Annotated in this window: 22 protein-coding genes and 1 pseudogene; 7 read left to right on the top strand and 16 right to left on the bottom strand. The window is 64.0% G+C overall.

Annotation, left to right across the window (positions count from 1 at the left end; genetic code table 11):
• Nucleotides 1-1,172: 1,172 nt before the first annotated feature.
• The 7 genes from IV501_RS05175 (at nt 1,173) to IV501_RS05145 (ending at nt 8,499) form a co-directional block, all read left to right on the top strand.
• A complete protein-coding gene (locus IV501_RS05175) occupies nt 1,173-1,616 on the top strand; it encodes a GtrA family protein (RefSeq protein ID WP_234698123.1) in 444 nt (147 codons plus the stop codon).
• A gap of 61 nt (nt 1,617-1,677) precedes the next feature.
• Complete coding sequence (locus IV501_RS05170) at nt 1,678-3,057, top strand: glycosyltransferase family 2 protein (RefSeq protein WP_307812185.1); 1,380 nt, start codon at nt 1,678-1,680, stop codon at nt 3,055-3,057.
• On the top strand, nt 3,054-5,006 hold the full coding sequence (locus IV501_RS05165; RefSeq protein ID WP_200555288.1) for an ArnT family glycosyltransferase: 1,953 nt from the start codon (nt 3,054-3,056) through the stop codon (nt 5,004-5,006). Before IV501_RS05170 ends, IV501_RS05165 begins: the two co-directional genes overlap by 4 nt.
• Before the next feature lie 49 nt (nt 5,007-5,055).
• On the top strand, nt 5,056-5,892 hold the full coding sequence (locus tag IV501_RS05160) for a DUF4397 domain-containing protein (RefSeq protein ID WP_200555287.1): 837 nt from the start codon (nt 5,056-5,058) through the stop codon (nt 5,890-5,892).
• A complete protein-coding gene (locus IV501_RS05155) occupies nt 5,889-7,043 on the top strand; it encodes a glycosyl hydrolase family 8 (RefSeq protein ID WP_200555286.1) in 1,155 nt (384 codons plus the stop codon). Before IV501_RS05160 ends, IV501_RS05155 begins: the two co-directional genes overlap by 4 nt.
• The gene (locus IV501_RS05150) at nt 7,016-7,663 is read left to right on the top strand and encodes a class F sortase (protein WP_200555285.1); all 648 of its coding nucleotides are present in this window, start codon (nt 7,016-7,018) and stop codon (nt 7,661-7,663) included. Before IV501_RS05155 ends, IV501_RS05150 begins: the two co-directional genes overlap by 28 nt.
• Before the next feature lie 53 nt (nt 7,664-7,716).
• Nucleotides 7,717-8,499 (top strand): polyprenol monophosphomannose synthase, encoded by a 783-nt coding sequence (locus IV501_RS05145; RefSeq protein WP_200555284.1) that lies wholly within the window; start codon nt 7,717-7,719, stop codon nt 8,497-8,499.
• Nucleotides 8,500-8,746: 247 nt separating this feature from the next.
• Here the strand turns inward: IV501_RS05145 and IV501_RS05140 are convergent, their stop codons facing one another.
• The 16 genes and pseudogenes from IV501_RS05140 to IV501_RS05065 all read right to left on the bottom strand — a co-directional run bounded on the left by IV501_RS05140 (nt 8,747) and on the right by IV501_RS05065 (nt 25,722).
• On the bottom strand, nt 8,747-11,704 hold the full coding sequence (locus IV501_RS05140; protein ID WP_200555283.1) for a Tn3 family transposase: 2,958 nt from the start codon (nt 11,702-11,704) through the stop codon (nt 8,747-8,749).
• Nucleotides 11,705-11,718: 14 nt separating this feature from the next.
• Complete coding sequence (locus tag IV501_RS05135; protein ID WP_200555282.1) at nt 11,719-12,291, bottom strand: recombinase family protein; 573 nt, start codon at nt 12,289-12,291, stop codon at nt 11,719-11,721.
• A 321-nt stretch (nt 12,292-12,612) separates the two neighbouring features.
• Nucleotides 12,613-13,050: a hypothetical protein gene (locus IV501_RS05130; protein ID WP_200555281.1), complete on the bottom strand. Its 438-nt coding sequence runs from the start codon at nt 13,048-13,050 to the stop codon at nt 12,613-12,615.
• A gap of 35 nt (nt 13,051-13,085) precedes the next feature.
• Nucleotides 13,086-14,174, bottom strand: coding sequence for a hypothetical protein (locus tag IV501_RS05125; RefSeq protein ID WP_200555280.1), 1,089 nt, complete (start codon nt 14,172-14,174; stop codon nt 13,086-13,088).
• A 164-nt stretch (nt 14,175-14,338) separates the two neighbouring features.
• Entirely contained in the window at nt 14,339-14,968 is a 630-nt protein-coding gene (locus tag IV501_RS05120; protein ID WP_200555279.1) for a recombinase family protein, read from the bottom strand.
• Between the two features lie 90 nt (nt 14,969-15,058).
• Entirely contained in the window at nt 15,059-16,282 is a 1,224-nt protein-coding gene (locus IV501_RS05115) for a TniQ family protein (protein WP_200555278.1), read from the bottom strand.
• Nucleotides 16,279-17,184, bottom strand: coding sequence for a TniB family NTP-binding protein (locus IV501_RS05110; RefSeq protein WP_200555277.1), 906 nt, complete (start codon nt 17,182-17,184; stop codon nt 16,279-16,281). Before IV501_RS05110 ends, IV501_RS05115 begins: the two co-directional genes overlap by 4 nt.
• A 1-nt stretch (nt 17,185) precedes the next feature.
• Complete coding sequence (locus IV501_RS05105) at nt 17,186-18,859, bottom strand: TnsB C-terminal domain-containing protein (RefSeq protein WP_200555276.1); 1,674 nt, start codon at nt 18,857-18,859, stop codon at nt 17,186-17,188.
• 293 nt (nt 18,860-19,152) lie between these two features.
• A complete protein-coding gene (locus tag IV501_RS05100) occupies nt 19,153-19,752 on the bottom strand; it encodes a hypothetical protein (RefSeq protein ID WP_200555275.1) in 600 nt (199 codons plus the stop codon).
• Nucleotides 19,752-21,026 (bottom strand): hypothetical protein, encoded by a 1,275-nt coding sequence (locus tag IV501_RS05095; protein WP_200555274.1) that lies wholly within the window; start codon nt 21,024-21,026, stop codon nt 19,752-19,754. Before IV501_RS05095 ends, IV501_RS05100 begins: the two co-directional genes overlap by 1 nt.
• Nucleotides 21,027-21,277: 251 nt before the next feature.
• Nucleotides 21,278-21,892, bottom strand: a pseudogene (locus IV501_RS16715) (ATP-binding cassette domain-containing protein); the annotation flags it as partial.
• Complete coding sequence (locus IV501_RS05085; protein ID WP_185204220.1) at nt 21,778-22,188, bottom strand: hypothetical protein; 411 nt, start codon at nt 22,186-22,188, stop codon at nt 21,778-21,780. The gene IV501_RS05085 and the pseudogene IV501_RS16715, both read right to left, overlap by 115 nt.
• 332 nt (nt 22,189-22,520) lie before the next feature.
• Complete coding sequence (locus tag IV501_RS16540) at nt 22,521-23,288, bottom strand: COG4705 family protein (protein WP_307812184.1); 768 nt, start codon at nt 23,286-23,288, stop codon at nt 22,521-22,523.
• The gene (locus tag IV501_RS05075; protein ID WP_200555272.1) at nt 23,285-23,497 is read right to left on the bottom strand and encodes a hypothetical protein; all 213 of its coding nucleotides are present in this window, start codon (nt 23,495-23,497) and stop codon (nt 23,285-23,287) included. The genes IV501_RS16540 and IV501_RS05075 overlap by 4 nt, the downstream gene beginning before the upstream one ends.
• Nucleotides 23,498-23,587: 90 nt before the next feature.
• Nucleotides 23,588-24,232, bottom strand: a complete 645-nt coding sequence (locus IV501_RS05070) for a DedA family protein (protein ID WP_200555271.1) — start codon at nt 24,230-24,232, stop codon at nt 23,588-23,590.
• A 68-nt stretch (nt 24,233-24,300) separates the two neighbouring features.
• On the bottom strand, nt 24,301-25,722 hold the full coding sequence (locus tag IV501_RS05065) for a DUF2079 domain-containing protein (protein WP_200555270.1): 1,422 nt from the start codon (nt 25,720-25,722) through the stop codon (nt 24,301-24,303).
• Nucleotides 25,723-25,833: the final 111 nt, after the last annotated feature.

Genomic DNA, 25,833 nt, shown 5'->3' with positions numbered 1-25,833 from the left:
CTGACACTCATGAACGACCTACATTCGAAGGACCTTCTCCTATGCATTCGGCATGGTCCCCGAAAGTGACGATGACTTACTCGATTCGCACCCCCTTGTCCGTGTAGGAGATGCCGAGCTATTTGTCGACAGGGAGCGCCCGGTTGCCGCGCTGGTAGTGCCGACACTCGCTCCGTCCTACATCACTTGGCCGTGGGCGTCTCTGCCGCCGACCTCCGGCCCTTCCGAGGTATTCGGAACTCCGAATTTTGCGTGGGTGGTCTTTCGCGAGTTGGAGTCATTCGAGAGCGCGGGAACGTACTCGTCAACGGCAGTATGAATCGGTCGTGACGGCAGGTGGAGTTCAGTCGAATTGGGTCACCTCACTCCGATTGGAGCTGACGACGATGGCGTTTGGCTGACGGATCAACCTGTTCCGATGGTCGCAGACACCTCACAGGTCATGTCGACGGGGAGTTTCGAGTACGTGGCACCGCCGCCGGTTAAGACACGATCGGGCCCGAGTGTCAATGCGAGAGGCACGCCGGCGAACCGTCCGGGGTATTGCTGAGCAAATTGCTTGGAGGAACTGATTCGCACACAAAGCGCAATCGCAATGTGACGAACGTTCGCGTAAAGCTGTTGCGCGGGCGCCGTGACATCCGCCCCCTCAAGCGGGCCGACGATTCTTGCCCCGGATTGCGGTGTCGACGAAGACGTAGGTATCCCGGCTTGCTGCTGGGGCGTTCTGCTGAGGCTCGAACCGGTGAAGGCTGCTAGCTGCGGCACTGGCGGAAGCGTGCCTGGAGAGTAAAACGCGAGGACGCTCCACAGGCACAGAATTGTGCCCACCACCCCAAGCGTTCCGCCCAAAAACGGCAGAACGCGAGCCGACTCTCCACGAGCGGACCCTGCTCGTCGCACACCGACGTCCGGGTCGATCAGGGCGAGCAGATACGCGGAGCTTCCCCGCGCCCGCCTGATGATAGACACGAGACTGTCCCCCGTATAGGGGACACGCGATAATTCTGCGTTAACGATTCGGCCGAATGTGAACGCGGTGTTAAAGGATCGAATAGTTCGCCGAAATACCAAACCGTGATCGGCATGCCTCCGTAACCCGTTACATGTCGCTCGCCAAATCCCCCCGAATGGGGGACACCTTCGTCGGCGCCTACTCTCGGATCCGCTCGATGCTCCCCGAACTGGCCTCGTTCGGTTCCGTCGGAGTGATTGCCTTCGTCGTCGACTTCGTCGTTTTCAATGTTTTGCGCTCGACGGTGCTCGGCGACCAGGTTCTCTTGGCCAAGGCGGTTTCGGTCGCCGTGTCCACGGTGGTCGCCTGGCTCGGCAATCGATACCTCACCTTTCGCAAGCGCCGGGGCCGCCCGGCCTGGCGCGAAGGTGCGCTGTTCGCCCTCAGCAACCTGATCGGCCTGGGAATCGCCGTCGGCTGCCTGTTCGTCTCTCATACTCTGCTCGGTCTCACCTCGGCCGTCGCAGACAACATCTCCGCCAACGTTGTCGGACTCGTGCTCGGTACCTCATTCAGATACTTCGCCTACCGCACCTTCGTGTTCGCACCCACCGCTGGAGGAAACCCGAATGACCTCGAAATGGTTAAGCAGATTAGCTGACGACCCGATACTGCCCCCCGCACCATCCGCACCATCCGCACCCAGCGATCCCGGCACCAGCGTGCCCAATCGCGGTGACCTCGGAACGATCAGCCCCACCGGCTCGACCGGAACGATGTCGGGCGACTGGACCGCGGTCGTCGGATACGGCGTTCTGGTGCTTCTGGCGATCGTGCTCACCGCGATCGCTTTGACCACCCTCTGGTGGATGCTCCATGCCTGGAAGTCAGACGGCAACCTGCGCAAGACGGGCTTCTCTGCCAACCCGCTCCCCCCGGCACACTCGTTCACCCTGCTCGTCCCGGGCAGGCACGAGGAGGAGGTAATGGGCCAGACCCTCGACACACTCGCGGCACAGACCCATCCGAACGTGCAGATCATCGCGATCGTGGGCGACGACGACCCGGGAACGGATCGGGTCGTCCGCGAAGCGGCAGCGCGACATCCGGAGCTGATCACCGTGGTGGTCGACTCGAGCGTTCCGAAGAACAAGCCCAAGGCTCTTAACACCGCGCTCGCCTATGCCACCGGCGACATCGTCGGGGTGTTCGACGCCGAGGACGAGGTGCACCCGCATCTGCTTGAGCTCATCGACTCCAAGTTCAGCGAGACCGACGCCGGTGTCGTGCAGGGCGGCGTGCAGCTGATGAACTTCCAGTCCAGCTGGTGGTCGCTGCGCAACGTGCTCGAGTACTACTTCTGGTTCCGCTCCCGTCTGCACTTCCACGCGGGCGCCCGCTTCATTCCGCTCGGCGGCAATACCGTGTTCATCAAGCGTGCGCTGCTCGAGCGCAACGACGGCTGGGATGCGGAGTGCCTCGCCGAAGACTGCGAGATCGGCGTGCGGCTGTCGAGCCAGGGCGAGAAGGTCGTCGTCGCCTACAGCCCCGAGGTCGTCACCCGCGAGGAGACGCCCGGCACGCTGATGTCGCTGTTCAAGCAGCGCACGAGGTGGAACCAGGGCTTTCTGCAGGTGCTCGGCAAGGGCGAGTGGAAGAAGCTCCCCACCGTGCGCCAGCGGCTATTCGCCCGCTACATCCTGGCCATGCCGTTTCTGCAGGCGATCACCGGGCTGATGATCCCGCTGTCGCTCGTGCTGATCCTGTTCGTGAAGGTGCCGACAGTCATCGCCCTGATCACGTTCATCCCCCTGGCGCCGACACTGATCACCGTCGCGGTGGAGATCGCCGGCCTCGGCGAGTTCGGGCGGCTGTACGAGACCAGGGTGCGGGCGCGCGACTACGTCCGTCTGGTGCTCGGCACCTTCCCGTTCCAGGTGTTCCTGGCGATCGCCGCAATCCGCTCGGTACTGCGCCAGCTGCGCAACGAGACGGGCTGGGAGAAGACGGCCCACGCCGGCGTGCACCTGCGCCCGATGGAGTCCGCCGACCCGCACCAGATCCCCGACCGTGAACCCGAGACCGTGGGGAGCGCACGATGACCAGCACCACCCACGACGGGTCGACAGTCGTCCAGCTGACGGATGCCGCGAGCCGGGCATCCGTTCGAATCAAGCTCGCGGCCCTCCGCCACCGCCTCACGTTGCTCTGGCTCTCCCCCACCCTCGTTCTGGCCGGAATCGCCACCTTCCTCAACTTCGGCGGCTCGCCGCAGCGCATCGACGACGAGGGCACGTACACGGCGCAGGCCTACGCCGTCAGCCACTTCGGCGAACTCGCGCACTACACGTATTGGTACGACCACCCACCGCTGGGCTGGCTGCAGATCGCCGGATACACCCAGCTCACCGGGGCCTTCGCTCGGTACAGCACGGCGGTGCTCGCCGGACGAGAAGCGGTCATCGTCTTCTCTCTGATCTCCGTGGTGCTGCTCTGGGTACTCGCGCGGAGGGTGGGGCTGACCCGTGCGGCTGCCGCGGCGGCCGGGGTCATCTTCGCCGTCTCGCCGCTGGCCGTGCAGTTTCACCGCTCGGTATACCTCGACAACGTGGCGACACCCTGGCTGATCGCCGCCTTCGTGCTCGCTCTGAGCAAGCGCAATCAGCTGGCCGGGTTCGCCGCATCCGCCGCCTGTTTCAGTGTCGCCGTGCTCAGCAAGGAGACGTTTTTGCTCGCCCTCCCGTTCCTCATCTGGGCGATGGTGCGATCATCGCGTGCGCAGACCCGCCGCTACACCCTCTCCGTCGCCGGAACGGTTCTCGTGCTGATCGGATTCAGCTACGTGCTGCTTGCGCTGGTGAAGGGCGAACTGCTCCCGGGTGCCGGACGGGTGAGCCTGTTCGACGGCGTCACGTTCCAGCTCGGAACCCGCGCGAGCAGCGGTTCGGTGTTCGACCCGGCCAGCCTGATCAGCCGCACCTTCGCCATCTGGACACAGCTCGACCCGGTGTTCATCGTGTTTGGCATTCTGGCGGCGATCGCGGGAGTATTCGCGCGGCGGCTGCGGGTGTTCGCCGTCATGACGCTCGCCCTGGTCGCGTTCATGTTCCGCCCGGGCGGCTACCTTCCGGTGCCGTACGTGATCATGCTGCTGCCCTTCGGCGCGCTGCTCATCGCCGGGGTCACCGACTCCGCCGTCCGCGCAATCCGCCGCCGGGCCGCTGGCCGCTGGCGCGCCATCGTCTGGGCAACTGCCGCCACTCTCGCCCTGGCCGTCGCCGTCCCGGTATGGACCGTGCAGTTGCGCGGACTCTTCCTCGCCGACCTCGATTCCCCGATGCGATCGGCCGAGCAGTGGGTCGAAACGAACGTCGCTCACGACCAGCGCCTGATCGTCGACGACTCGATGTGGGTCGACCTGGAGCGTGCTGGCTGGGCCCGCGACAACGTGGTCTGGTACTACAAGATCGACACCGACCCGGCCGTCGAGGCGCAGTCCCCGCAGGGCTGGAAAGACTCGGACTACATCGTCGCCACGAACTCGATGCGCACCGGCGCCGGGACGTCGGCCGAGGTGACCGAGGCGATCGCCAACTCGACCGTGGTCGCCTCGTTCGGACAGGCCGAACAGGCCGTGCAGGTGCGGCGCATCGAGCCGGAGGGCATGGCAGCAGCGAAAACGGATGCCGCGGCGGCCCAGCAGAGCCGGGCCGAGACCGGCACGCAGTTGGCACAGAACCCCGCCCTCGGCACCTCCGTTGCCAACAAGCGTCTCTTGACCGCCGGTCGCGTGGACGACCGCATCACCCTCGCGCTCGGTTCTGCCACCGCCATCTCTTCGATCACGGTGCAGAACTTCCCGGCCGTTGCCGGGGAGACAGGGCCACTCCGCCAGGTGCTCATCACCGCCTTCGGCAGCCGCACCGCAGTCAGTGACGGCCGACTCACCTCGGCCGCGAAGAGCTTCGTCACCGGGCTCACCGGAACGTTCGTGCCGCAATCGGCCCGCGGCACGGGCGGCGGCCTGCTCCTCACCTACGGATCCCGATGATCCACGCTGTGTCACCCGACCACACCCGAATGGAACGAAAGGACACCCCATGAGAACCGTCACCCGCAGACCACTCCGCATCGCCCTGGGTATCGCCACCGGACTCCTACTCGGTGCTGGCACCCTGCTCGCCGCCGCACCGGCCAGCGCAGCCGTCCCGTCAGCGCAGAGCGCTCCGGCCGGCGAAGGCTGGATTCGCCTCGCGCATCTCTCCCCCGACACCAAGGGCATCGACGTGCGTATCAGTGCGCTCAAGGGCGGCACCACGCTCTACGAACTCGACAACGTGAAGTACGGCGCGGTGTCGCCGTACACGCCGATGCCAGACGGCACCTACACCGTCTCCATGGTGCCGACCGGCTCCCCCGCGTCGACCAAACCGATGCTGAGCAGCGCGGTCACCATCGCCGACGGACACGCCTCCACGGTCGCCGCCTATGGGCCGAACAAGAAGATCGCCGTCTCGGTGTACGACGATGACCTCACCGCTCCCAGCAACGGCGGTGCGCGCATCCGCCTGATCCAGGCGTCGACGCTCGCGCAGACGGTCAGCGTGAGAACTTCGACCGGCGTGGCTGTCGCATCGAAGGCGAAGCGCGGCACCGCGACCGGCTATGCCGAGGTCGGTGCAGGCCCATGGACCCTCGACCTCTCGGCGAAATCCGCCGGGAGCGCGAAGAAGACCCTGACCGATTCGGCTCAGGTCGCGCTCGCACAGGGCAGCGTGACCACCCTGTTCGTGCTCGACACCGCGGACGGCGGCCTCACCATCGAGCCGGTGCTCGACAGCGCGAGCGTCGGCCAGGATCCCGTCGGCGGCGTGCAGACCGGCGGGGGCTACCTCGCGACCCACCCGCAGACCACTCTCGGGGGCACACCGGGATGACCCGCATGCGCGCCATCGTCGTCATCGTGATCGCCGCGGTGGCTATCACCGCGGTGATCGCGGTCGTCGCGGTCGTGCGCCCCTCACAGTCCGCGCCCGCGGTCGCTCCGGCAACCAGCCCGTCAATAAGTCCGTCGGGCAGCCCCCGTGCTGCGTCGACTCCGACGGCCGCCGGGAAGCAGTTTCTCGCGCAGTGGACTGACGGGGGCCGGGTGATCCGTCGCGACCAGGGCAACGACACCGTCAGTGAGGGGCAGGCCTACGGTCTGCTGATCTCACTGGCCGTCGGTGACGAGAAGAAGTTCGACCAGATCTGGTCGTGGACGAAGAAGAATCTGCAGCGAGCGGATGACCTCCTCTCCTGGCAATGGTCGAAGGGGAAGGTCGTCGATACCGAGCCTGCCTCTGATGCCGACCTCGACACCGCCCGTGCGCTGGTTCTGGCCGGCACCCGATTTCATGACGCCGCCCTGACGAAGGCCGGCACGACCATCGCCGACGCGATCGCCGATGACCTCACGGTGGAGACCGCGAGTGGGCGCATCCTGCTGCCGGGGCTCTGGGCGGCGAAGTCCGAGCCGTATGCCTACAACCCGAGCTACGCCTCGCCGGTTGCGTTCGCTGTGCTCGGCGCGGCGACGAAAGACCCGCGCTGGAAGGAGCTGGCGGCCGGCACCACCGCGGTCACCACGACGCTGCTCGACGCGTCGCCGCTTCCCCCGGACTGGGCCCAGGTGCACGCCGACGGCACCGTCGACGCGATGCCCGGGCCGGCAGGACGTGGCGACAGCGTCGTGTACGGCTACGACGCCGGGCGGCTCGCACTGCGTTACGCCGAGACCTGCACCAGCCCGGCCACGGTCGCTCTGGCCGCCAAGCTGCTGCCGACGCTCGAGCGTTCGCGCACCCTGCACTCGGTGCTCGACCTGGGCGGTACCGCGCAGACGACCGACCAGGATCCGCTCTCCTACGCGTCTCGGGCCGCATCAGCCGCGGCCGCCGGGGACAGCGCCTCGGCCGACCTCGCCACCTCGGCGCGCTTGGCTCGCAGCACTCCGACCTACTACGGAACGGCGTGGTCGGTGCTCGGTGCATTCATGCTGCGCAGCACGGTGCTCGGCGGATGCGCCCCGGCGAAGGCCGACTCGTGATCCGCGCGCGCTGGGTGGTCATCGGCCTGTCGGTGGCGGCTCTCGTCGTCGGAGGCGTGGCGATCTCCGCTGCCGCCTCGCCGCACGACGCTCCCCGTCCATCCGCCAGCGCGGCCCCGGGCGCTGCCGGCGGCCTGCAAGACCCGACCGCATCCGTCGCCCCGACCGTGGCCGCCGGCATCGTGCCCACGCGGGTGCGCATCCCCGCGATCGGGGTCGACTCCGGCCTCGAAGATCTCTCACTCGACGCCAGCGGCGCCCTGCTCGCTCCGGCGGACTGGGACTCGGCGGGCTGGTACTCGGCTGGCGTCGTGCCGGGAAACGTCGGCCCGGCCGTCATCGCTGGGCACATCGACTCCCCCACCGCGCCCGCGGTCTTCGCCCGACTGTCGTCGCTTAAATCGGGCGACACGGTCACCGTCACCCTCTCCGACGGAACGATAGAGACCTTCACCGTCACCCAGAAGATCGAGTCGCCCAAGGCCACCTTCCCGACCAGCTCGGTCTACGGCAACGTGCCGACCCCCCAGCTCCGGCTGATCACCTGCGGCGGGGTCTTCAACCCGTCGAGCGGGCACTACGTCGACAACCTCATCGTCTACGCCAGCCTCACCTCCTGACTGACTTGTCCTGACCGCCTCCTCCCGACCGCCTCCTCCCGAAAGGAACCGCCATGCTCGAGACCCTCGTCGTGCTCCCGACCTACAACGAGTGCGAAAACATTACGCCGATCATCCGCCGCATCTTGGCCAGCTCGCCGCACACCGACGTCCTGGTCGTCGACGACAACTCCCCCGACGGCACCGGGCGGATCGCGGATGACCTCGCCGCGCGGCATCCGGAGGTGCATGTACTCCACCGCACCGAGAAGAACGGCCTGGGCGGGGCGTACCTCGCAGGGTTCGCCTGGGGACTGGAGGCGGGCTACTGGGCGCTGGTCGAGATGGACGCGGACGGCTCCCATCACCCCGAGGATCTTCCGCGGATGATCGAGCTGCTCGCCGATCACGACCTCGTGCTCGGCTCGCGCTGGGTGCCCGGTGGGCGCACCGAGAATTGGCCGCTGAGTCGCCAGCTGTTGAGCCGCGGCGGGAGCATGTACACGCGCGCTGCGCTTGGCATCGACGTGCGAGACGCCACCGGAGGTTTCCGGGTCTTCAGCGCTCGAGCGCTGCGCGAGATCGACCTCGGCGGCGTCGCGAGCCAGGGCTATTGCTTTCAGGTCGATCTGCTCTGGCGGGCACTCGAGCACGGGCTGCGGGTGGTCGAGACTCCGATCACCTTCACCGAGCGCGTATTCGGCGAATCCAAGATGAGCGGCGACATCGTGCGGGAGTCGCTTCTTCGCGTCACCGCATGGGGCCTTCGCCGCAGGGCCCGGGCCGTGCGGCGCGCTCTCACTGGAGGTTCCCGCTTGACCTCAGTTCGTGCGCAGTACCACCGAGTGCTGCCCTGACACTGTCACTCGAGAAACTCGAGTCCGCACCCGGCGCACGTCAGCGTTCCATCCACAGCCTCGATCACGCCGTCGCACTGCGGACACTCCTCGACGTTGCCGGGCATCGGCGCCTGCTTTCGGTTTCTTCGGCACCTTCGGAGCCGCTGGCCGTCACCGTACACGCGCGCGTGAAACCCTGCCGCTACCGCTACCGCTACCGCTACCGCTACCGGGGGTGGCTTGTGAATTCGTGAAATATCCGACGCTAAGGGTTGGTGGGGTGTCGGAGTGCCCGGTAGCGGCCGGGTTTATGGGTGGTGCGCGGCCAGGTGTAGTTGCCGGTGAGGTTGATGTGTTCCCAGCTGAGCGGTGAGAGGTAGCGCAGCAGCTCTGGTGCTGGCGGGGCTTGGGTGGTGTCCAGGGTGGTTATGGCGCGGTCGAGGTAGACGGTGTTCCAGAGCACGATCGCAGCGGTGAGCAGGTTGAGGCCTGAGGCGCGGTAGCGCTGTTGTTCGAATGAGCGGTCGCGGATCTCGCCGAGCCTGTTGAAGAAAACGGCCCGGGCGAGAGTGTTTCTGGCCTCGCCTTTGTTCAGGCCTGCGGTGACGGTACGGCGTAGTTCGGGATTCTCCAGCCAGTCGAGGAGGAAGAGGGTCCGTTCGATTCGGCCGAGTTCTCGGAGAGCGGTGGCGAGCCCATTTTGGCGGGGGTAGGCACCGAGCTTCCGCATCATCAGGGACGCGGTGACGGTCCCGGTTTTGATCGACGTGGCGAGGCGGAGGATCTCGTCCCAATGCTGAGCGATCGTGGCGGTGTTGATCGGGCCGCCGATTAGCGGTGCCAGGGTGGTGAGGTCGTGGGTGCGGGTGGGTGTGTAGAGGCGGGTCTCTCCGACGTTTCGGATACGGGGTGCGAACCGGTAGCCGAGGAGTTGCATGAGCGCGAAGAGGTGATCGGTGAAACCCGCGGTGTCGGTGTAGTGCTCCCGGATTTCCAGTTCACTTTCGTGATACAACAGCCCGTCAAGGACCCAGGTCGCGTCGCGGTCGCCGACATTGACGAGGCGGCTGTGAAAGGGGGAGTACTGGTCGCTGATGTGGGTGTAAACGAGACGGCCGGGGTCGTTGCCGTATTTCGGGTTCACGTGCCCGGTTGATTCTGCTCGGCCGCCGGCGCGGAAGCGTTGCCCGTCGGACGATGAGGTTGTGCCGTCGCCGAAGTGCGCGGCGAACGGGTGCCGGTGTTGAGTGTTGACGATCTCGGCGAGGGCGGCGCTGTATGTTTCTTCGCGGATGTGGGCGGCTTGGTGTCGGTCGAGCTGTGCGTAGCTGACGCCGGGGCAGGCTTCGGACATTTTTGTCAGGCCGAGGTTGATGCCGTCGGCGAGGATCGCGGTCAGCAGCAGTTGCTGGTCTTTGGACGGTTGCCCGGTTTTGAGGTTGGTGAAGTGCCGGCTGAATCCGGTCCAGGCGTCTACTTCCATCAGCAGATCCGTGATCCGGATTCGTGGGAACATGCCGCTGGTCGCGTCGATTAGCGGTTGCGCTTGAATCGGCACGATCGTGTCTAACGGCGTGATTTTCAGACCTGCGGCCGTGACGCCGGGAAGTTTGCCGTCAGTGGCGAGGTGTTCGACGCGGGCGAGGCGTTGTGTGAGGAGTTCGAGCCTGGCGGTCAGGTAGGCGGGGTTTCCGTCGGTGGTCACGATCGGTAGTTGCTGCGCGCTTTTCAGGGTGGTGTAGTCCTGGGGGTCGAGGAGGTATTCGTCGAAGTCACGAAATTGTCGTGACCCGCCTACCCAAATGTCTCCGGAGCGCAGCGCGTTGCGGAGCTCGGTGAGGACACAGAATTCGTAGAACCCGCGATCGATACCGGTGTCGGTGAAGACCAGGGGTTTCCAACGGGCCCGGACGAAGGATCTCGGTGCGGTGTCTGGAATCTTCCGGATACCGGCCGTATTGAGTTGCCGGAGGATCTCGACGGCTGCGAGCAGGTCGACTGCTGCTGGGGCGGCGTGCAGATCAAGGACTGCCAGGAATGCGGGCGAGTATCGGCGCACGGTGGTGAACTGGGCGCTGACCAGAGCGAGCGAATCCGCGGCCTCGGGCCTGGCGAGTTCCTTCGCGGCTGCGGTATTTTCGGCCAGAGTCTTCCACCCGATCACTTTCTCGATGACGGAGAACGCTTCCTCGCCGGTCTCCCGGGCTTTCAGCAGCGCTTCGCCGAGCTGCGAATAGGTCCGCATCAGTGCGGTGACGCTCGTGCGTGAGGCAAGTGTGGACGCATCGTGCCGGTTTTTCGCTGCCCGTAGCAGGCGGCCGATGATCCTGTCGTGCAGGTCGATGATCTCGTCGGTGACGGTCGCCACCCCCTCGACCGCCATCGCGAACAACGTCGCGTAACGACGGCGGGGTTCGAACTTCGCCAGATCAGCGCTCGTCATCGACCCGCCCTCGCGGGCAAGCTTCAGCAGCCGGTTCCGGTGCACAAGCCGCGCAGCTGGCCAGGGCAGATCTAGTGCACGCCACGCGGTGAGACGCTCGACGTGTTCCAGCATCGAACGCGCGTTAGGGCGGGCTGGAGCCTGTTTCAGCCAACCGATCTGAGTGAGAGCGCTGTCCGAACGTCGGATCAGCAACGCATCGAGCCGTGCTCGCTGTCCGTCATCCAAAGGCCCGCTCAAGGTGGAGTGGACGTGACGGGTCGCCCGAGTGAGGCCTTCCGCGCACGCCTTCTCGATCACCTCGATGGCCGGCAACGCGACCGCGTTACGTCGAAGAGATGTGATCGCTGTCTCGACGAGGACCCGGCCTCGGTCGGTCTGCCGCGCAACGGATTCAATCTCTTCCACGACGTTTCGGAAATCACCCATCCCGAACGCTGTCAGCCCGAGGTATGCGCGGGCTTCGCGGGCATGTTCTTGCCGGGTCTCCTCCCGCGCGCCGTACTCACTCCACAGGTTTGGGCTCACCGCGATATTCGACGCCAACTGCGCGAGAACCGCCACAGGTGGGCCAGCGTCGGCGCCGAGCGCGATCCCGGGCCCCCGCAGCAGACACAGGTGAACAGCGAACCCCAACCGGTTCGCGTCCCCACGGCGTTGCCGGATGAGCGACATGTCCGCCTCATCGATCCTGCACAGCGCCGCGATCTCGTCGGGATCCTCCGGCAGGCCTAGAATCTCGGCGCGCTCGAGTGGAGTTAGCAGTGCGCGGCGCGCCATCGTTAGACCTTGTCTTACTGAGCGCTGAGGTAGCGGTAGATGGTGGGCCGGCTTACTTTGAATTCCGCGGCGATCTGCGCCACCGTGTGTGCGCGCTTACCGTCCGGACCCGTCTCCTCGTACATCTGTCGGGCCAATTTCACCTGCCGTGCCCCCAACTTCGGTTTCTGCCCACCCGTGCGCCCTCGGGCTCGCGCTGCGGCCAACCCGTCGCGGGTGCGTTCGGCCATCAACGCATGCTCGAACTCCGCGATCGAACCCAGAATCTGAAAGAACATCGTCCCGAGCGGTGTCGACGTGTCGATGCCCTGATCCAGAACGACCAGGTCAACACCGGCACCCTGCAGCCGCTTAGACAGGTCGATCAGATTCTCCAGAGACCGGCCGAGCCGATCGAGTTTCGTCACCACTAACTGGTCACCAGCTCGGTTCGCCGACAGAAGCGCCTTTTCCAGACCCGGGCGGGACGCGAGTTTGCCTGACGCGGAGTCCACGAAAACCACCTCGCAGCCTGCCGCGTCGAGCGCATCTCGCTGCCCGTCAACGTGTTGATCTCGTGTCGATACCCGCCCGTAGCCCACCCGCATGCCCAGACTGTATCAGAAACAGGGGAAAGCACTACATAGCCGCGTACACGGCAAGCATTACATCACGCCTCGCGCCAACGCGCGGATCGCTGTCGATGTCCGTGACTGAGTGCACAGATGTCCGCTAATGCCTGCGCGTGGCAGAGTGTCACCCGTTGGCGGTCCCTTAACTTCCATACGAACGATGAACCTGGTCTCCAACGACGCGGAGTCTTTCGTTTTCAATCTCGGGCTGGCTAATTAATGGATGAGCTATCAGCCGGCCCCACGATTCGCCGCGGTTCGTATTCAGGGGGAATCATGCAAAGGGGCCGCCACGCCTTATCTGATCTTGAGCTGATCGACAGTGAGACGATTCTTCAGTAATCGGTACCCGATGAGTGCTAGCACTGCCGAAAGGACGAACGTGATTACTAAAATACCAGCGAAGTCGATTGCTCGGGTGGTGAGACATATGCCCAATACGGTGAGAGTGGCAGCCAAGGCGGAAACAGCAACGACGATCATCTGCCGCACCGGATCAGCGAGCGCTCGACGACGGGCCAATTGAAACGCTACGAGTCCGGCGAAAAAAGAGATCGCTCCTGTGAAGGCGCCGACTCCAGCTCCAATCGCAGCTAGCCAAAGCGCGAATCCACTCGGATAGGCGAAGGTGGCACCCACTATCAAACCGACCAACGCACCTGCGGCTATCGCGCAAAAAGATGTGAGGAAGATGGTCGAACCCGGCCGAGCTGTCTTATCCAAATTTTCCGCCACGTGTCGATCCTCGCACTTGGAGTCGTTTTAGCAATTCATCCAGCGCTGATGTTGGAGGCAAAGTTTCGCCAGTTTGTGAGCGCGCCCTGCTCGTATGCACCGTTGTGCAGCCACCATGAGTCGTTGACGATGTAGGCACTAACCACTAAGCGCTTGTTTCCCCCGACGAGTTTGAACTCGAAAACTACGTTGGAACCATAGCCATCGACATGGTTTTTTGTTGCGTCGAACTGAAATCCGAAATAGTTCGTCGAAGTGATCTCTCGCTTGAATCTGCATTCGAAATTGCCAGGACCTACGTGCAACGGAAGCAGTTGGTTAGCAACTGGAAATCCCCTTGGAGCGCCATCAACCGGAAAATAGCAGTTGAAGCATCTCTTCAGCAATGACTTTGCCTGTGCTGCTGTCTTCGTCACCGCATAGGTATAGGCGTAGCTCCACGCGGGGTCTGCGAGCACTGGGAATTCGAGATCGGGAGCGGATAGGTCTACGTTCTGCGTTAACACACCATCGTTCCACGAGTAGGACGTCGGAAGTTTTCGGCCAGCCGAGTCGATTGCCCACGGTTCGGATATCGTCCCAAGCACGTGGTCGCCGCTTTCAAGATAGGAAACACCTGCGCCTTCGACAAGCTTCGTGTCCGCAGGGACGTCGAAATGGTAATCGTAGTGCGTCGGCGCTGTCGCACTATTAATGGCGGTGAGAACGCGGACACCGGACGCTGTGGGCTGTACATATGCGTTCACATCGGCGGACTGACTTGCCACCACTGTGATTCCGGAATCGACCGAGACGGTTTCAGTCGCGTACTCGATGGAGAATCGGACTCCTCCGCCTGAACCGTCCAATGCTCCCGAAGTACTTTCGTCAGTCGCCTTTGCCGTGCCAACTGAGACAATAGCGGCGTCATCCCCCAGGGGCTTTTCGATGTCGACGGGCGCCTCGGTTGAAGTCTCGGCGAGGAGTTCTGGCGCAATCACCGCGAGCGTTGCAGTTGGGTCCGAGATATCGGAAGAATCAAGTGCTTGAGCTGGTACCACTCCACCGAGAACCAAGGCGCCGGCTACAACGATCGTGACTGTGGCCGACGTGGCCGACCGTCGATTCCATCCAAATTTGGACATTGCGCAGCTTTCGTTTTGGCCAGTTCAGGCTGATTGGGCACGATGACAACACGCGCAGTGGGACGAGTGGCTTTGATTTGAGTCTTGCTAAACAATCACCTCAAGAATTTGCAGCTTGACAGCGATGAGCCAGCGGTTCAACTCCCCCAAACGGGGCGCTGATGTCAGCGATGGGTATTTCGATTTTTTTCGATCAGCTTCTCGCCGTCTGGTCGAAGCGTTCCGGTCGGGGAAACGTGCCGGTAAAGCGTTTGCCGGGTAATACCGAGCTCCCTGCAAAGTTCGCCGACTTTGGTGTCTTTCTTCCCCATCGAGGCGATGGCGAGTCGGAGCTTCGCCGGCGTCATCTTGTATGGTCGTCCGCCGTTGCGTCCGCGGGCTCGGGCAGAAGCAAGCCCAGCCAGGGTGCGTTCGGAAATAAGTTCCCGCTCGAACTCGGCAAGGGCTGCGAAGATGCCGAAGACCAGTTTTCCTGAAGAGGTGGTGGTGTCGATCGAAGCGCCTTGGCCAGTGAGCACTCTCAACCCGATGCCCGCCTCGGTCAGGTCATGGACGGTGTTAACGAGATGGCGAAGGTCTCGGCCGAGGCGGTCAAGTTTCCATACGAGCAGGGTATCGCCGGTACGCAATCCTTTTAGGCAAGCCAGCAGCTCTGGCCGATCGTCCTTCTTCCCGGAGGCATGCTCTTCGTAGAGCTGGGCGGGCAGAACGCCGGCAGCAAGCAGCGAGTCCCTTTGCAGATCAGTGCTCTGTGATCCGTCAGCTTTCGACACGCGCATGTACCCCACGAGCATGGCCGTGCCTCCAGTCACTTATACGTTCGAATAAGTGACACGACGGCCAGCTGGGAGCCAGCCACGTCCGCGTGTCACCTAACCACTCACTTATTCTATGACCCGTGAAGGGGCCGAATCGTTATTGTGTGACGGACTGGGAACGGTGATGTTGAGGTCGGCGAGGATCGTGCGGGCCTTGTCGGTGCCTCCTGGTCCCCAAGCAAGAAACCGGAAAAGCTCGTCGGCTGCTGCGGGGTCTTTTCGGGCCAGGGAGATGGCTCTAACGAAGTTCTTCCGTACCTCTTGCCACAGCTCTTCAGAACTCATCTCGCTCAAGCCGCGACGCCACCGCCCGCCGGTCGTTGAAAGACGAGCGGTCGGCGGTGGGGGCGGTGGTAGGAAAAGTTGCCCGTCCGCGCCGGCGGGTTTGATTGTTCCCGATTCGATCATGTCGATCGCGGCGGCGGCAGCTTCGAGGAATTTTTCCTGCCTCGGGCGACGGAGGGCTTCGTAGGTGCACCACATCATTTGGCCGGCGCGTGGCGGCTCGCCGATGCGGTCCCAGATGGCGTGGAGTGTGGCCTTGTACCTGCCTGCGTGGGTGGGGAAGGTGGCGAGTTCGTCGAGGAGGGTCCGCACCAGCCGGAACCAGACCGCAGCAGTGACCTCGCGCCTGGGAAGAGTCACCACGCCGGTCCTCAGGGCGTCGTGCGTTCGCCGGTCCATGGCTTTCATGGCAGGTGGGGCGTCCCGTGGGTCGTGTTGACTGTCGGTCCATAGGACGCGGGACTCGTACACGCCGTCGATCGATTCGAGGTAGCAGCCATGGTCCGGGCAGGTCAGGGTGAGCGGAAGTTGGCCCAGGAGTCGCAACCGTGGTGTGGGGGCGGTGTCGGCGACGCAGGCCGGGCAGGCCCGCCGCAGCGGCGTCGATGGGAGCCACGCCTGCCAGCCGGGTGTCGCCCGGGACCGGATGGACCGTGGCGTGAGGAGGATCTGGTGCTGGTGGACGTAGCGGGAAAACACCTCCGGGTCATCCGATGGGTTCAGGGTGTCCATCACCGTCGGAACAAGTCCCGCGAGCGTCATCGCACGCAGCAGCTCGGCGGTTCGTCCAGTGCGCCCCGAGATCTCGGCGAGGAACTCTTGGGGCGGGTCACGATCCAGGTCGGAGGACTCCCGACCGAGAGTCTGGAAAGTGGGGTCGCTGAGGTTGCCGAGCAGCTCAGTCAGGGACAAACAGTTCGCTGCCGCGACGCGGGTGAGCCACGACGACAGCGCTTCCCCGTCGTCGGGTTCCGGGTGCCGCGGCCACCGGGTCAAGGCTTTCATCCGAGTTCTCGTTCGAAGAGTCGCCGTCGTTCGGTGGGGCCGGCGTAGTCCGCCATGAGCAGGGTCTTGGTGTTGATGCTCTCCTCGCCGGAGTCCACGGCGGCGATCGCGGCGTCGGTGAGAAGCCTGGTCAGTTCCCCGATAGTGCCCTCGCTGCGAGTCAGAAGGTATGTCGCCATCTCCGTCGTGGCGATGTTCGACGCGCGCCGGAGCGGGAAAGACGCCGCGAAGCTTGCCAAGAGGGCGCGGGTTTCGGTGTCCGGTTCCCATCGGGGAAGGGTGAAGGGTTCGAACCGGTTCTCGAGTTGGTCATCGGACCGGATAGCGAGATACGCATCTCGAGTCCCCACACCAACAAGGGGAATGCGCAGTTCGTTGCCCAGGAACCGGAGCAGGTTAAGAAACTCCCGACGGACGGGTCCGGTCCCGGAAAGGACGTTGTGGAGTTCGTCGATGACGAGGACCTTCACACCGACGTCTCGCAGAAGCCCCAGGGCGACTTGTTCGAGTTCCGCGAGCCGCTGCCGGGGGCGAAGCGGTGCACCCATCGTGCCCAGGAGGGAGACGTAGAAACGAATGACCGTGGGGTCGGAGGGCATCTGCACCACCAGTACAGGGATCTGCTCTCGGTCAGGGAGCGACACCGGCAGGTGGGTTCGGTAGAACTTCTCGACGATCATCGACTTGCCGTTATTCGTCGGCCCCACCAGCAGCAGGTTCGGCATTCGCTGTTTCCGCGGCCACTCGAACAACCCTTCCAGGCGGGCCAGAGCGTCGACGGCGCGGGTGTAGCCGATCCACCGGTCAGACCGGATATGGGCGAGGCGTTCCTCCGCCGGTAGTCGGGCGACACGTTGCGCGGTCTCGGTCAGGTGGGTCAGGTCGACCAGGTCATCATCCACGTCACCACTCCTCGATCTCCGCAAAGGGCGCCGCCGCCTCCGGCGAGCTCGGGTCCTCGTTCACTTCTATAGGTGGGATAAGCGCCGCAGTTGAAGTGCGGGGCGCCGAAGGCGTGGTGGTGCGCCGCTCGGTATCACGCCGCGCGCGTTTCGTCGTCCGGGCAGCGGCTGTCACGACGTCGCGCATGAGCTCGATCTGACGGAAAAGTGCTTCTTCGTCCACGTCCGCCCGCCCTTCCGCCCGGAGCGCAGCTACAGCGGCCTTCTGCTCCCAAACGGTCACCGGCGGGTGCGACAACCGCCGATACGGGACCGGCATGTACTCGGTTCCCTCCGGGTCCAGGACCCACACGCGGCTGATGTCCCGGGGATCTCGCCGGATCACGAACCGGCCCAACTTCTCCCGCCTCGCAATCCACGGCTTCAAGGCATCGGAAAAGTACTGGACGTGGTCGATGGTGAATCCCGACCGGGTCAGGGTCCGGCGGATGACAGGGAGGAAGTCGATCAGGAACGCGGCCGGGTTCACCACCACGACCGGGGCCATCTCGGCCAGCCCTGCGTTCCACCGGCCCACGGGTGTCCGGCCGATTCCCCCGTGCACGCTGCCGTGGTAGCTCGCGATCGCGAGCACCAGCCACCGCTCCAATTCCTTGAGCGTCAACGCTGCCGTCTTCTCGGAGTCGTACCTGCCCCGCTCTTGCGGGTTGGAGAACGTCGTCCCGGGGAGTTCGTGGACCGTTTTCATCATCGTGCCGATGACCCGCTCCACGATGCCGCCGTAGTGCGGCTGCCCCGGCGGCCGGTACCGCAGCCGGATGCCGTGCTGCTCACACCCACGACGGAGGGCCTCACTGTGGAACTCGGCCGCATTATCCAGGTACAGCTCCGCCGGTTTCCCGCTCATCGGCCACGACACGTCAGCTCCGAGCCGCTCCAACCAGTCCCGTTTGTCCGTAACCATGTTCGACAGACACAACCCGGCCGACAGGGCTGACGGGGCCTCCAACGTCACCACCAGCCCGACAATGCTGCGGCTGTAGACGTCGATCCCGACCGTGACGTACGGGCGGCCGATCGGGAGGCGGTGGCGTTCGTCGACGACGATGACATCCACCGGAGTGTGATCGATTTGCACCTGATCCAGTACATGCCGGACCGGTGGCACCACCCCACCCGCACTCTGACGGGCACGCACCGCATCGGCGCCGTCCCGTCGGTCGACCTGCTTCACCGGATCGATCTGGCCGATCCGCCGCACAAGGCTCCCGCGCGACGGGACCGGAAGACCCCGGAGACGGCACAACCGGGCAACCTCCCGGTACACCGCCGCCACGCTGCGCCTCTGCCTGGTCAGGTAATGCGTCCGAATTGCCTCACTGAGGATGTCCTCCACGGCTGCCGGCAGGTGCCGGCCGCCGGCGGGAGCACCACGACGACCAGGCAACAAATCCGAGGCGACGCCGTCGCCTGCACGCCATCGACGCAGGAACTCGTAAACGTATCGGCGAGACAGCCCCAGAGCAGCAGCCGCTTCGTCCACCCGGTCAGCACCAGCGTTCTCATGACACGCCAGCTCGCTGATCACCCCGGCCCGATGAACCGCGACACTCCACGACGCGGCGGATGACGTCAGGACTCCGCGTTCGACCTCGAACTGCTCCGACTCATCCATCTCCGACCTCACCGCGAAGAAACCCTGGTTCGAAGTCGAAGATAGTGCACACAATCACGAACATCTAGATGTCCATCAAATCGCGCACAAGCCCCGGGACCACGCAAGATCCCGTGCTCGAATTCCCAGACATCGACAGCGAAGCAGTCCGAAACTGTCTCGCGAACGATCGTTTCCGGCCACCTGCGCATCCGCATGTGGCAGACGGACGACGAGAGCGGCACGAACGTCCAGATTGAAGTGCTCCTCAGTCCGACCCCCCGCGCGAGTCATAGCCCAGCCGAAGGTCAGCGCTATATCGCCAGCCGCGCCTCCCGGAAGAAAGCGGTGTAGCCCACCATCCCCATGAACCAGAGTGCGATCGCCACGGTCCAGGATGCGGCTGAGTTGGTGTCGAACATTACGAAGCCCCAAAATTGTCCGCCAAGATCCGGTCGCGGAAATACGACGACCGGCAGAAGCACGAAGACGATTGGCACGATGCCGGCGATCCGTCGATCGAGGATCATCGTTGACAGAAGACCTACGCCGATGAGGCCAATCTCTGCACGGACCGGGGCGAAGATGCCCAGTGACCCCGGGGCGCCTATCCGGAGTGACTCGAGCGCGCTTAGGCCGATCATGAGTGCGCTCAACGTCAATGCGGTGATGCATCGCAGTGTCCAGATTCGGCGCGCAGATGTGGCCTCGATGCCTGCTCCGCTTGTGCCCAGGCCGTAGAGGCAGAAGGCCACGGGCAGGAACTGGAAGATGACCAGTAAAGGAATTTCCGAGACGTCGTTTCCGTGGGTGATCACGATCGCCGGAGTCGCAAATGCGCCAAGAAGTAAGTCGATGATCACGACGGCGAGGATTGTCCACCCGAAGGTACGGCTCCGTAGATAGCTCAGCACTACTGGAAGTCTGTGTTGGAGAGAGTGCAGCTCGTATACTCGCGCGCGTGTTTTGCGAACCACTCACGGCCCTCGGCGGGCGACAAGTTGAAGAGGTAGTTGATGTTGTCCCTAGTTTGGGCGATGCCGATGGTTGTCCCTTGTTGGCTACGGACGTCCTGCAGCCAGAAGTTGACCGCGATATCGTTGCTGATCCCTTGCTGGGTGGCGTCGCTTTTGGTGGAACAGATGTCGATGTCGGTTAGCGCGCTTTGAATTGAATCTTCCGCGGGGTCTGTCGAGGACGGGTTGAGGTAAAGGCGGCCGAATCTCGGCACGGCGTCACCATGGTTGTCGGGAACTTGTTCGAGGTGATCGAACGCCAGGGGGCTTTTGCTGGTGATCGCCGCCAGGCGGCTCCATCGCCTGAGCAGGTCTTGGCTGATGGTTTTGTACTGGGGAAGTATCTTCACGGTAAGGAGAGGCTTTCCACCGGTTATTGTGATTTCGCCGGCTTGGCTCATTGGCTCTTGCACGCTGTAGCGAGCTTCCTGTCCGGCCACGATGCCGAGTCCGAGCGCTAAGACGGCCACACTCAGCGCTGCTCCGCATGTGGCAAAAAGACGGTTTGCACGAGATGCGAGGGTGATGCCTGTGACAAGAAGAGCTGGCGCAGCAATCGCCACGAGAGCCTGACCGAGAAACATCGCGGTGTTCGGCAGGTTGTAGTCGATCGAGACGTAGCCGTCCAGAGGATTCAGGCCCGGCAAGAAGAATTGGTCTACGCGAACGGCGCTCAGCGCGTAGGCGACCACGCCGAGGGTTGCAGCGATCGGCACTGCCACCCAGTGACGGATCACGGCGGCAAGAACTGAGCCAAGGGCGGAAAAGCCCGCAACAACGGCTAATGCAACGAGCCAGAGGACGGGCGTCGGGGCTCCTGCGCCACCAGCCAAGACTGTGCGAATGGACTCCGCCACGAGCACAACCACGAAGATTGCGACCGCCCACAGTAGATCGGCGATCATCTGAGGTCGAAAGACATCAGACCAGTGTCTCGCGGCGGTCATGAGCAGTGGGGCACCGCGATGCCGGCGCTCCCGTAATCCGTCCCACGCTGAAGCGCCCGCGACAAAGGGGGAAAGGATACTCGCCGAGGCGAACAATGCTCCTGCTGCATCGGGCCAGTAGCCGAGTCGAGGGAAGGAACCATAAATCGCGACCAGCGATCCGAGGATCGCCAGGACCGGCGCGCCGATGACAAACAGAGAGCGGCGTAGGTGGAGCGAAATCACAGGTCGGCCCCGGACCCGTTTTTCAAGACCTCGGTGTAAGCGCGCTCCAAGGGGGTGTCTCCGACGCTTCCTTCGCGGGCCCGGAGCTCGAGGTCATCGACGGATCCATTGAAGGCCAGTCGGCCAAGGCTGAGCACGATGACGTGGTTTGAAGCTGCGCGGACATCTTCGATGAGATGAGTGCTGGTGATGACGCCACGAACTGTTCCCAGATCGCGAATGAGCTGGCGAAAGTTGATCCGCTGCTCGGGGTCTAGGCCGGCTGTTGGTTCATCGAGAAGTAGCAGCTCGGGGCTGTTGACGATCGCTTGTGCGATGCCAGCGCGGCGGCGCATTCCGCCAGATAGGCGACCCAGGCGAACGTCGCGTTGTTCTGTCAGGCCGACGGCTGCGATGGCTTCGTTGATCGCGTTAGCCGGATTTGAGACGCGTTTGAGCCAGGCGACGTACGACACGAACTCGTGAACGGTGAACGACGGTGTGAAGTCAAAATCCTGCGGGAGGTACCCGATGCGGCGTCGCACTTCCAGGAGGCTGGACGTGTCGTGGAGGTCGTGACCCAGCACCGACAGTTGGCCGGCGTAGCGACGTTGCAAGGTCACGAGCGACCTGAAGAGAGTGGACTTGCCGGACCCGTTGGGCCCGACAACGGAGGTCACTCCGTCGCCGAACCCAACGGAAAGGTTGTCGATGGCTGGGGTCTTCTTTCCCCGATAGGCCACCGAGAAATCTGTCGCCGATACGTGTTGGATCAAGTGTGGCAGGAGCTCAGGTTGCCTGAGTTGCCGGTGGTCTTGTATTCCTGGCCGTAGAACTGCGCCTGGCCGAAGAACTTCTGCGACGCGTAACCCGGCTGCGTGTCGCATCCCGTCGCGGACGTTGACCAACTCGTGGCGGTCTTCGAAGCGGTCTGCGAACGCAGAACCGTCGGGTTCGTGACACCGAAGCTCTTGTGGACCTCGTACACGAACGCGAAGGTCTTCGCCGTAAGGCACGATCCCGAACCGGACCCGGTGATGTTCACGCCCGACAGGTGCGGGACACCCGGATACACATCGCAGCCATCGGGCTGGCCGGCGAACGCAGCGCTGGCGCCTCCGACGACGCCTCCAAGCGCAAGTGTGGCGGTGATTAGCACCGTCGCTAACTTCCTTTTCAACATCTGACACCCCTTGTCTTAGTGAGAGAAATTCTCACACTCACATCATTGCGGGTATGACGAATCATCGCAGTCCGCTCTTGTGGGGACCTATGAAAAACCTGGATCAGCGCGCCTCTGCCGAAAACGGTGTTAAAAGCCCTGTCGATAGTAGAAGGTTTGGGCAAAGCTGATTTCGGGCGAACTATTGGACAGTAGTTTAAGCATCTTGTGAACAGCAATTCCGATAAACCTGTCGACCCGTCCTCAAACGATCGTTACTCGACACCACAAATCCTTAGCGTCGGATTTTCTCCGAATTCACGAGCTACCGCTACCGCAGCCGGGAGCGGACCCTAGTCCCCTGTCGCGGTCAGCCGACCAGCGGACGAAACGGATGACCGCCGCCGGATCGTCATGGCCGTGACGAGCACCACGATCACCCCCGCCAGAACCGCGCTGACCGGACCCGTGCCGAGCGCCAGTCCGCCCCGTACGTGCGACACCCCTGCCCAGTCGGCGAACGATGCACCAAGCGGCCGGGTGACGATGTAGGCGAACCAAAACGCGACGATCGCGTTCATCCGGAGCCACCGGTACGAGAGCAGAGGGACCGCCATCACGATGGCAAAGAGGATGCCAGAGGCGAGGTATCCGAGGTGCAGAGTGGTCGCGGTCATGTCACCGGCCGCGGTGCCCAGGGCGAATGTGCAGAGCACCGTCGCCCAGTAGAACACCTCCCGTCGACGACTGGTGATGCTGTGGATCGACAGGGTGCCTTCGATCCGGCGCCAGAGAAGGAACACCACGGCGAGGGCGGTGGAGAACGCCACGGTCGAGGCCAGGTACGGCACCCCGAACACGATGTGGGTCACATCCGCGACCATCGTGCCGAACACGCTGACCATGACGACGGTGAGCCAGTAAAGCCACGGGATGTAGCGCCGTGTAACGAACTGGGCAGCCAAGACTCCGGCGAACACGACCGCGGAGACGATCACCGCGACGACGGGGTTGCCATGCGTGACGAGGAAGTCCGACGTTGTCTCCCCCATGCCCGTCGTGAGCACCTTCACGATCCAGAAGACGGCGGTAATCTGCGGGACCTTGCTGGCGATTGTCACTCCACTCCCTGGATCGGACCGAAGCCGGACGGCGCTGCACCGGTGCTCAGGGGCACCCGGCGCGACGGAATGCGTTCGCGCACGGAGCTGGTGATCGAGTGAATCGACAGGGTTCCCTCCCTGCGGGACCAGGCCACGACGGTCGCGGGCAGCGCAGCCGCGAACACGACCGTCGTGATCCACCCGGGCGTTGTCGTGGTCAGCGGCATTCTGTTCTCTCCAGTCGTTGGTGCGAGAGAAACCCAACCGGGCCACGTCTAAGAAACCACTAATTCACCGGCAGAGCGGCAGGCCGTCGATCAGGCGTTCGCATCGCCCGGCAGTCGGGTGGGCCGGTCGACGGAGAGTCCTCGCTCTCGACGCGAACGCAGCCGCTGCACCGCGGCGATAGTAGCCGAGAGCAGCGCACCCACCCCGAGAGAGACAGCCACTCCCGCGAGTGGATTGGCGGCGAGGGCTGCGCCTGCCACGCTCGCGACCAGCACGTGGTAGCCGGTGTAGAGAGATGACGCGGCAAGCGAGAGGGGCAGATACCGTCGCGTCGACAAGCCCGTCGCGCCGGCGGTCATGGTCACCGCGACCCGGGCGTATGGCAAGAACTTCGCACCGATCAACGCGGCCGCCGGATGCTTCTCGATCCGTCCCGCCGCCCACGTGAGAGCCCGAGAAATACGGGGTCGGCGCATCCAACCCCACCGGTCGGTGCCGACCGCCCTCCCAATCCAAAACGCCACCCCGTCGCCGACCATGGTCGCCGCGATGGAGACGAGAAGCACCGCGAGAGGTGATGGCCCGAGGCCCGCCGCTCCGAGGCTCGTCAGTATGACGACAGTCGTCTCGCCGGGAACCAGCGGGAAGAACCCGTCGACGATGAGCAGCGTGGCCAGAACCACGAACGCCCACGGAGACGAGGCGATCGTCAGCAGGAGTTCCGAGAGGTTCATGGTCTTCAGTGTCGACTATCGCGCGTAAGAAATCACTCATCAACAGACTCGGGTGCTCATCGGAGTGGTCAGGTGCGCCTAAGCAGCGTGATGCCGTCGCGGGCGAACACGACGCGATAGTCATGTCGCTGCGCAGAAAGTAGATCGCGATGCTCCGCCTTGCGGGTTACCGCGAAGTGTCGTGTGGAATGCGGATCCACCACGATCCAGGTCGGGGTGTCCATGCCCGCCGGGAGCAGCCCGAACAGGGTGACATCGTCACGGGAGGTGAGCTGCGGAACGAGGTCATCCGACGCGGACACTGACGCCCCCGACGGGATCATCGCCAGCGCCGTGTCGATCGCCGAGGCGCGAGGGTTGGGTTGCCAGAGCGTGGGGGTCACGAGTTGAGCGAGCGCGTGCGAGGGAATCAGCATCGCGGTCACGATCAGAGATAGCGCGAGTGCGCCGCGAACGACTCCGCGCGCTGTCGGGGAATCCACTGCACGGATGCGAGTGCCCCCGTCGATCATCGCGGCGAACACTACCGGCATAACAACGGCGCTGTAGTGGTAGTTCGTGCCCCAGTAGCTGGGGTCGTTACTGGCGAACCGCCAGAGCAACGTGGGCACGGCCGCCAGCACCAGCGGTGAACGGAGGGCGAGGAACCCGGTGATCGCGATCGTGGCGAGAAGCGTCAGCAACTTGCCTCCCGCATCCGTCCCCAGCACCTGCAGGAGCGGCTCTTTCGAGACTTTCGCCCAGTAGTGGTATCCCCCCGAGCCGTTGATGGCGGGAAGGATGACGAGGATCTCGAGGATGCTCGCCGCCGCGCCGATGATGGCCACGGACACGCCGAGTTGGTGTCGTCCGCGACAGAAGATCAGGCAGCCGATCACGGCGACGACGGAGAGGCCAAGATCCTCCTTGACCAGCACGAGCGGAAGCGCCCAGATCGCCGCTCCACCGAGCCGCCCCCGCCCCAGCGCGCTCAGCGAGAAGGCGATAAGTGGAACGGCGAAGGCGATCTCGTGAAAGTCGAACCCGGCGGCTGCGGCGATTCCGAAGGAGAAACCGTACCCGAGCCCGACACAGACGGCCGGCCAGCGACCGAGTGCGGTTCTCGCCCAGGCGACTAAGGGCCACGCTGCTAGCGCGAAGAGAAACGACTGCGCGACGAGCAGCGTCACGGGGCTCGGCGCGATGGCATAGAGGGGGGCAAGCACCATCAGGATCGGATGGAAGTGGTCGCCGAGGAGGTTGACGTCAGCGCCCTTCAGGAGCGAGATAGGTGCTCGGAGCAGGGAGTAGTTGCGCACCGCCTGTTCGAAGATCCCGAGATCCCATCCGGCGGTGTGGAAGGTCAGCTGCCGTCGTACGGCCAGCGTCGAGTACATGGCGAACAGACCGAGCACGAAGACGATCGCGATGAAATCGCGACGCACCGCGATGCGGACGTTCTGGTGCCCTCGCGTGACCAGTCGGCGCAGGCGGGGGGCGTGGCGGTACATGGGGCCACAGTGATCCGGGGGGTCGCAGAAATCTCTCAGATTTCGCGGCTCAGTCGCGCTTGTGTGGTGCACAAAATTACCGCTGTTAGCGTGGACTCAATTTAGGGACAC

It is taken from the genome of Lacisediminihabitans changchengi (assembly GCF_016634425.1).
GTDB lineage: Bacteria > Actinomycetota > Actinomycetes > Actinomycetales > Microbacteriaceae > Lacisediminihabitans > Lacisediminihabitans changchengi.
The sequence above is the reverse complement of the archived record's forward strand: the minus strand, read 5'-3'. Positions and strand labels throughout refer to the sequence as shown.

Excerpts from the sequence above, each read along its gene's own strand:
- IV501_RS05175 (WP_234698123.1), top strand. The coding sequence starts at position 1,173 with ATGCTCCCCGAACTGGCCTCGTTCGGTTCCGTCGGAGTGATTGCCTTC.
- IV501_RS05165 (WP_200555288.1), top strand. The coding sequence starts at position 3,054 with ATGACCAGCACCACCCACGACGGGTCGACAGTCGTCCAGCTGACGGAT.
- IV501_RS05160 (WP_200555287.1), top strand. The coding sequence starts at position 5,056 with ATGAGAACCGTCACCCGCAGACCACTCCGCATCGCCCTGGGTATCGCC.
- IV501_RS05155 (WP_200555286.1), top strand. The coding sequence starts at position 5,889 with ATGACCCGCATGCGCGCCATCGTCGTCATCGTGATCGCCGCGGTGGCT.
- IV501_RS05150 (WP_200555285.1), top strand. The coding sequence starts at position 7,016 with ATGCGCCCCGGCGAAGGCCGACTCGTGATCCGCGCGCGCTGGGTGGTC.
- IV501_RS05145 (WP_200555284.1), top strand. The coding sequence starts at position 7,717 with ATGCTCGAGACCCTCGTCGTGCTCCCGACCTACAACGAGTGCGAAAAC.
- IV501_RS05140 (WP_200555283.1), bottom strand. The coding sequence starts at position 11,704 with ATGGCGCGCCGCGCACTGCTAACTCCACTCGAGCGCGCCGAGATTCTA.
- IV501_RS05135 (WP_200555282.1), bottom strand. The coding sequence starts at position 12,291 with ATGCGGGTGGGCTACGGGCGGGTATCGACACGAGATCAACACGTTGAC.
- IV501_RS05125 (WP_200555280.1), bottom strand. The coding sequence starts at position 14,174 with ATGTCCAAATTTGGATGGAATCGACGGTCGGCCACGTCGGCCACAGTC.
- IV501_RS05120 (WP_200555279.1), bottom strand. The coding sequence starts at position 14,968 with ATGCTCGTGGGGTACATGCGCGTGTCGAAAGCTGACGGATCACAGAGC.
- IV501_RS05115 (WP_200555278.1), bottom strand. The coding sequence starts at position 16,282 with ATGAAAGCCTTGACCCGGTGGCCGCGGCACCCGGAACCCGACGACGGG.
- IV501_RS05105 (WP_200555276.1), bottom strand. The coding sequence starts at position 18,859 with ATGGATGAGTCGGAGCAGTTCGAGGTCGAACGCGGAGTCCTGACGTCA.
- IV501_RS05085 (WP_185204220.1), bottom strand. The coding sequence starts at position 22,188 with ATGTTGAAAAGGAAGTTAGCGACGGTGCTAATCACCGCCACACTTGCG.
- IV501_RS05075 (WP_200555272.1), bottom strand. The coding sequence starts at position 23,497 with ATGCCGCTGACCACGACAACGCCCGGGTGGATCACGACGGTCGTGTTC.
- IV501_RS05070 (WP_200555271.1), bottom strand. The coding sequence starts at position 24,232 with ATGAACCTCTCGGAACTCCTGCTGACGATCGCCTCGTCTCCGTGGGCG.
- IV501_RS05065 (WP_200555270.1), bottom strand. The coding sequence starts at position 25,722 with ATGTACCGCCACGCCCCCCGCCTGCGCCGACTGGTCACGCGAGGGCAC.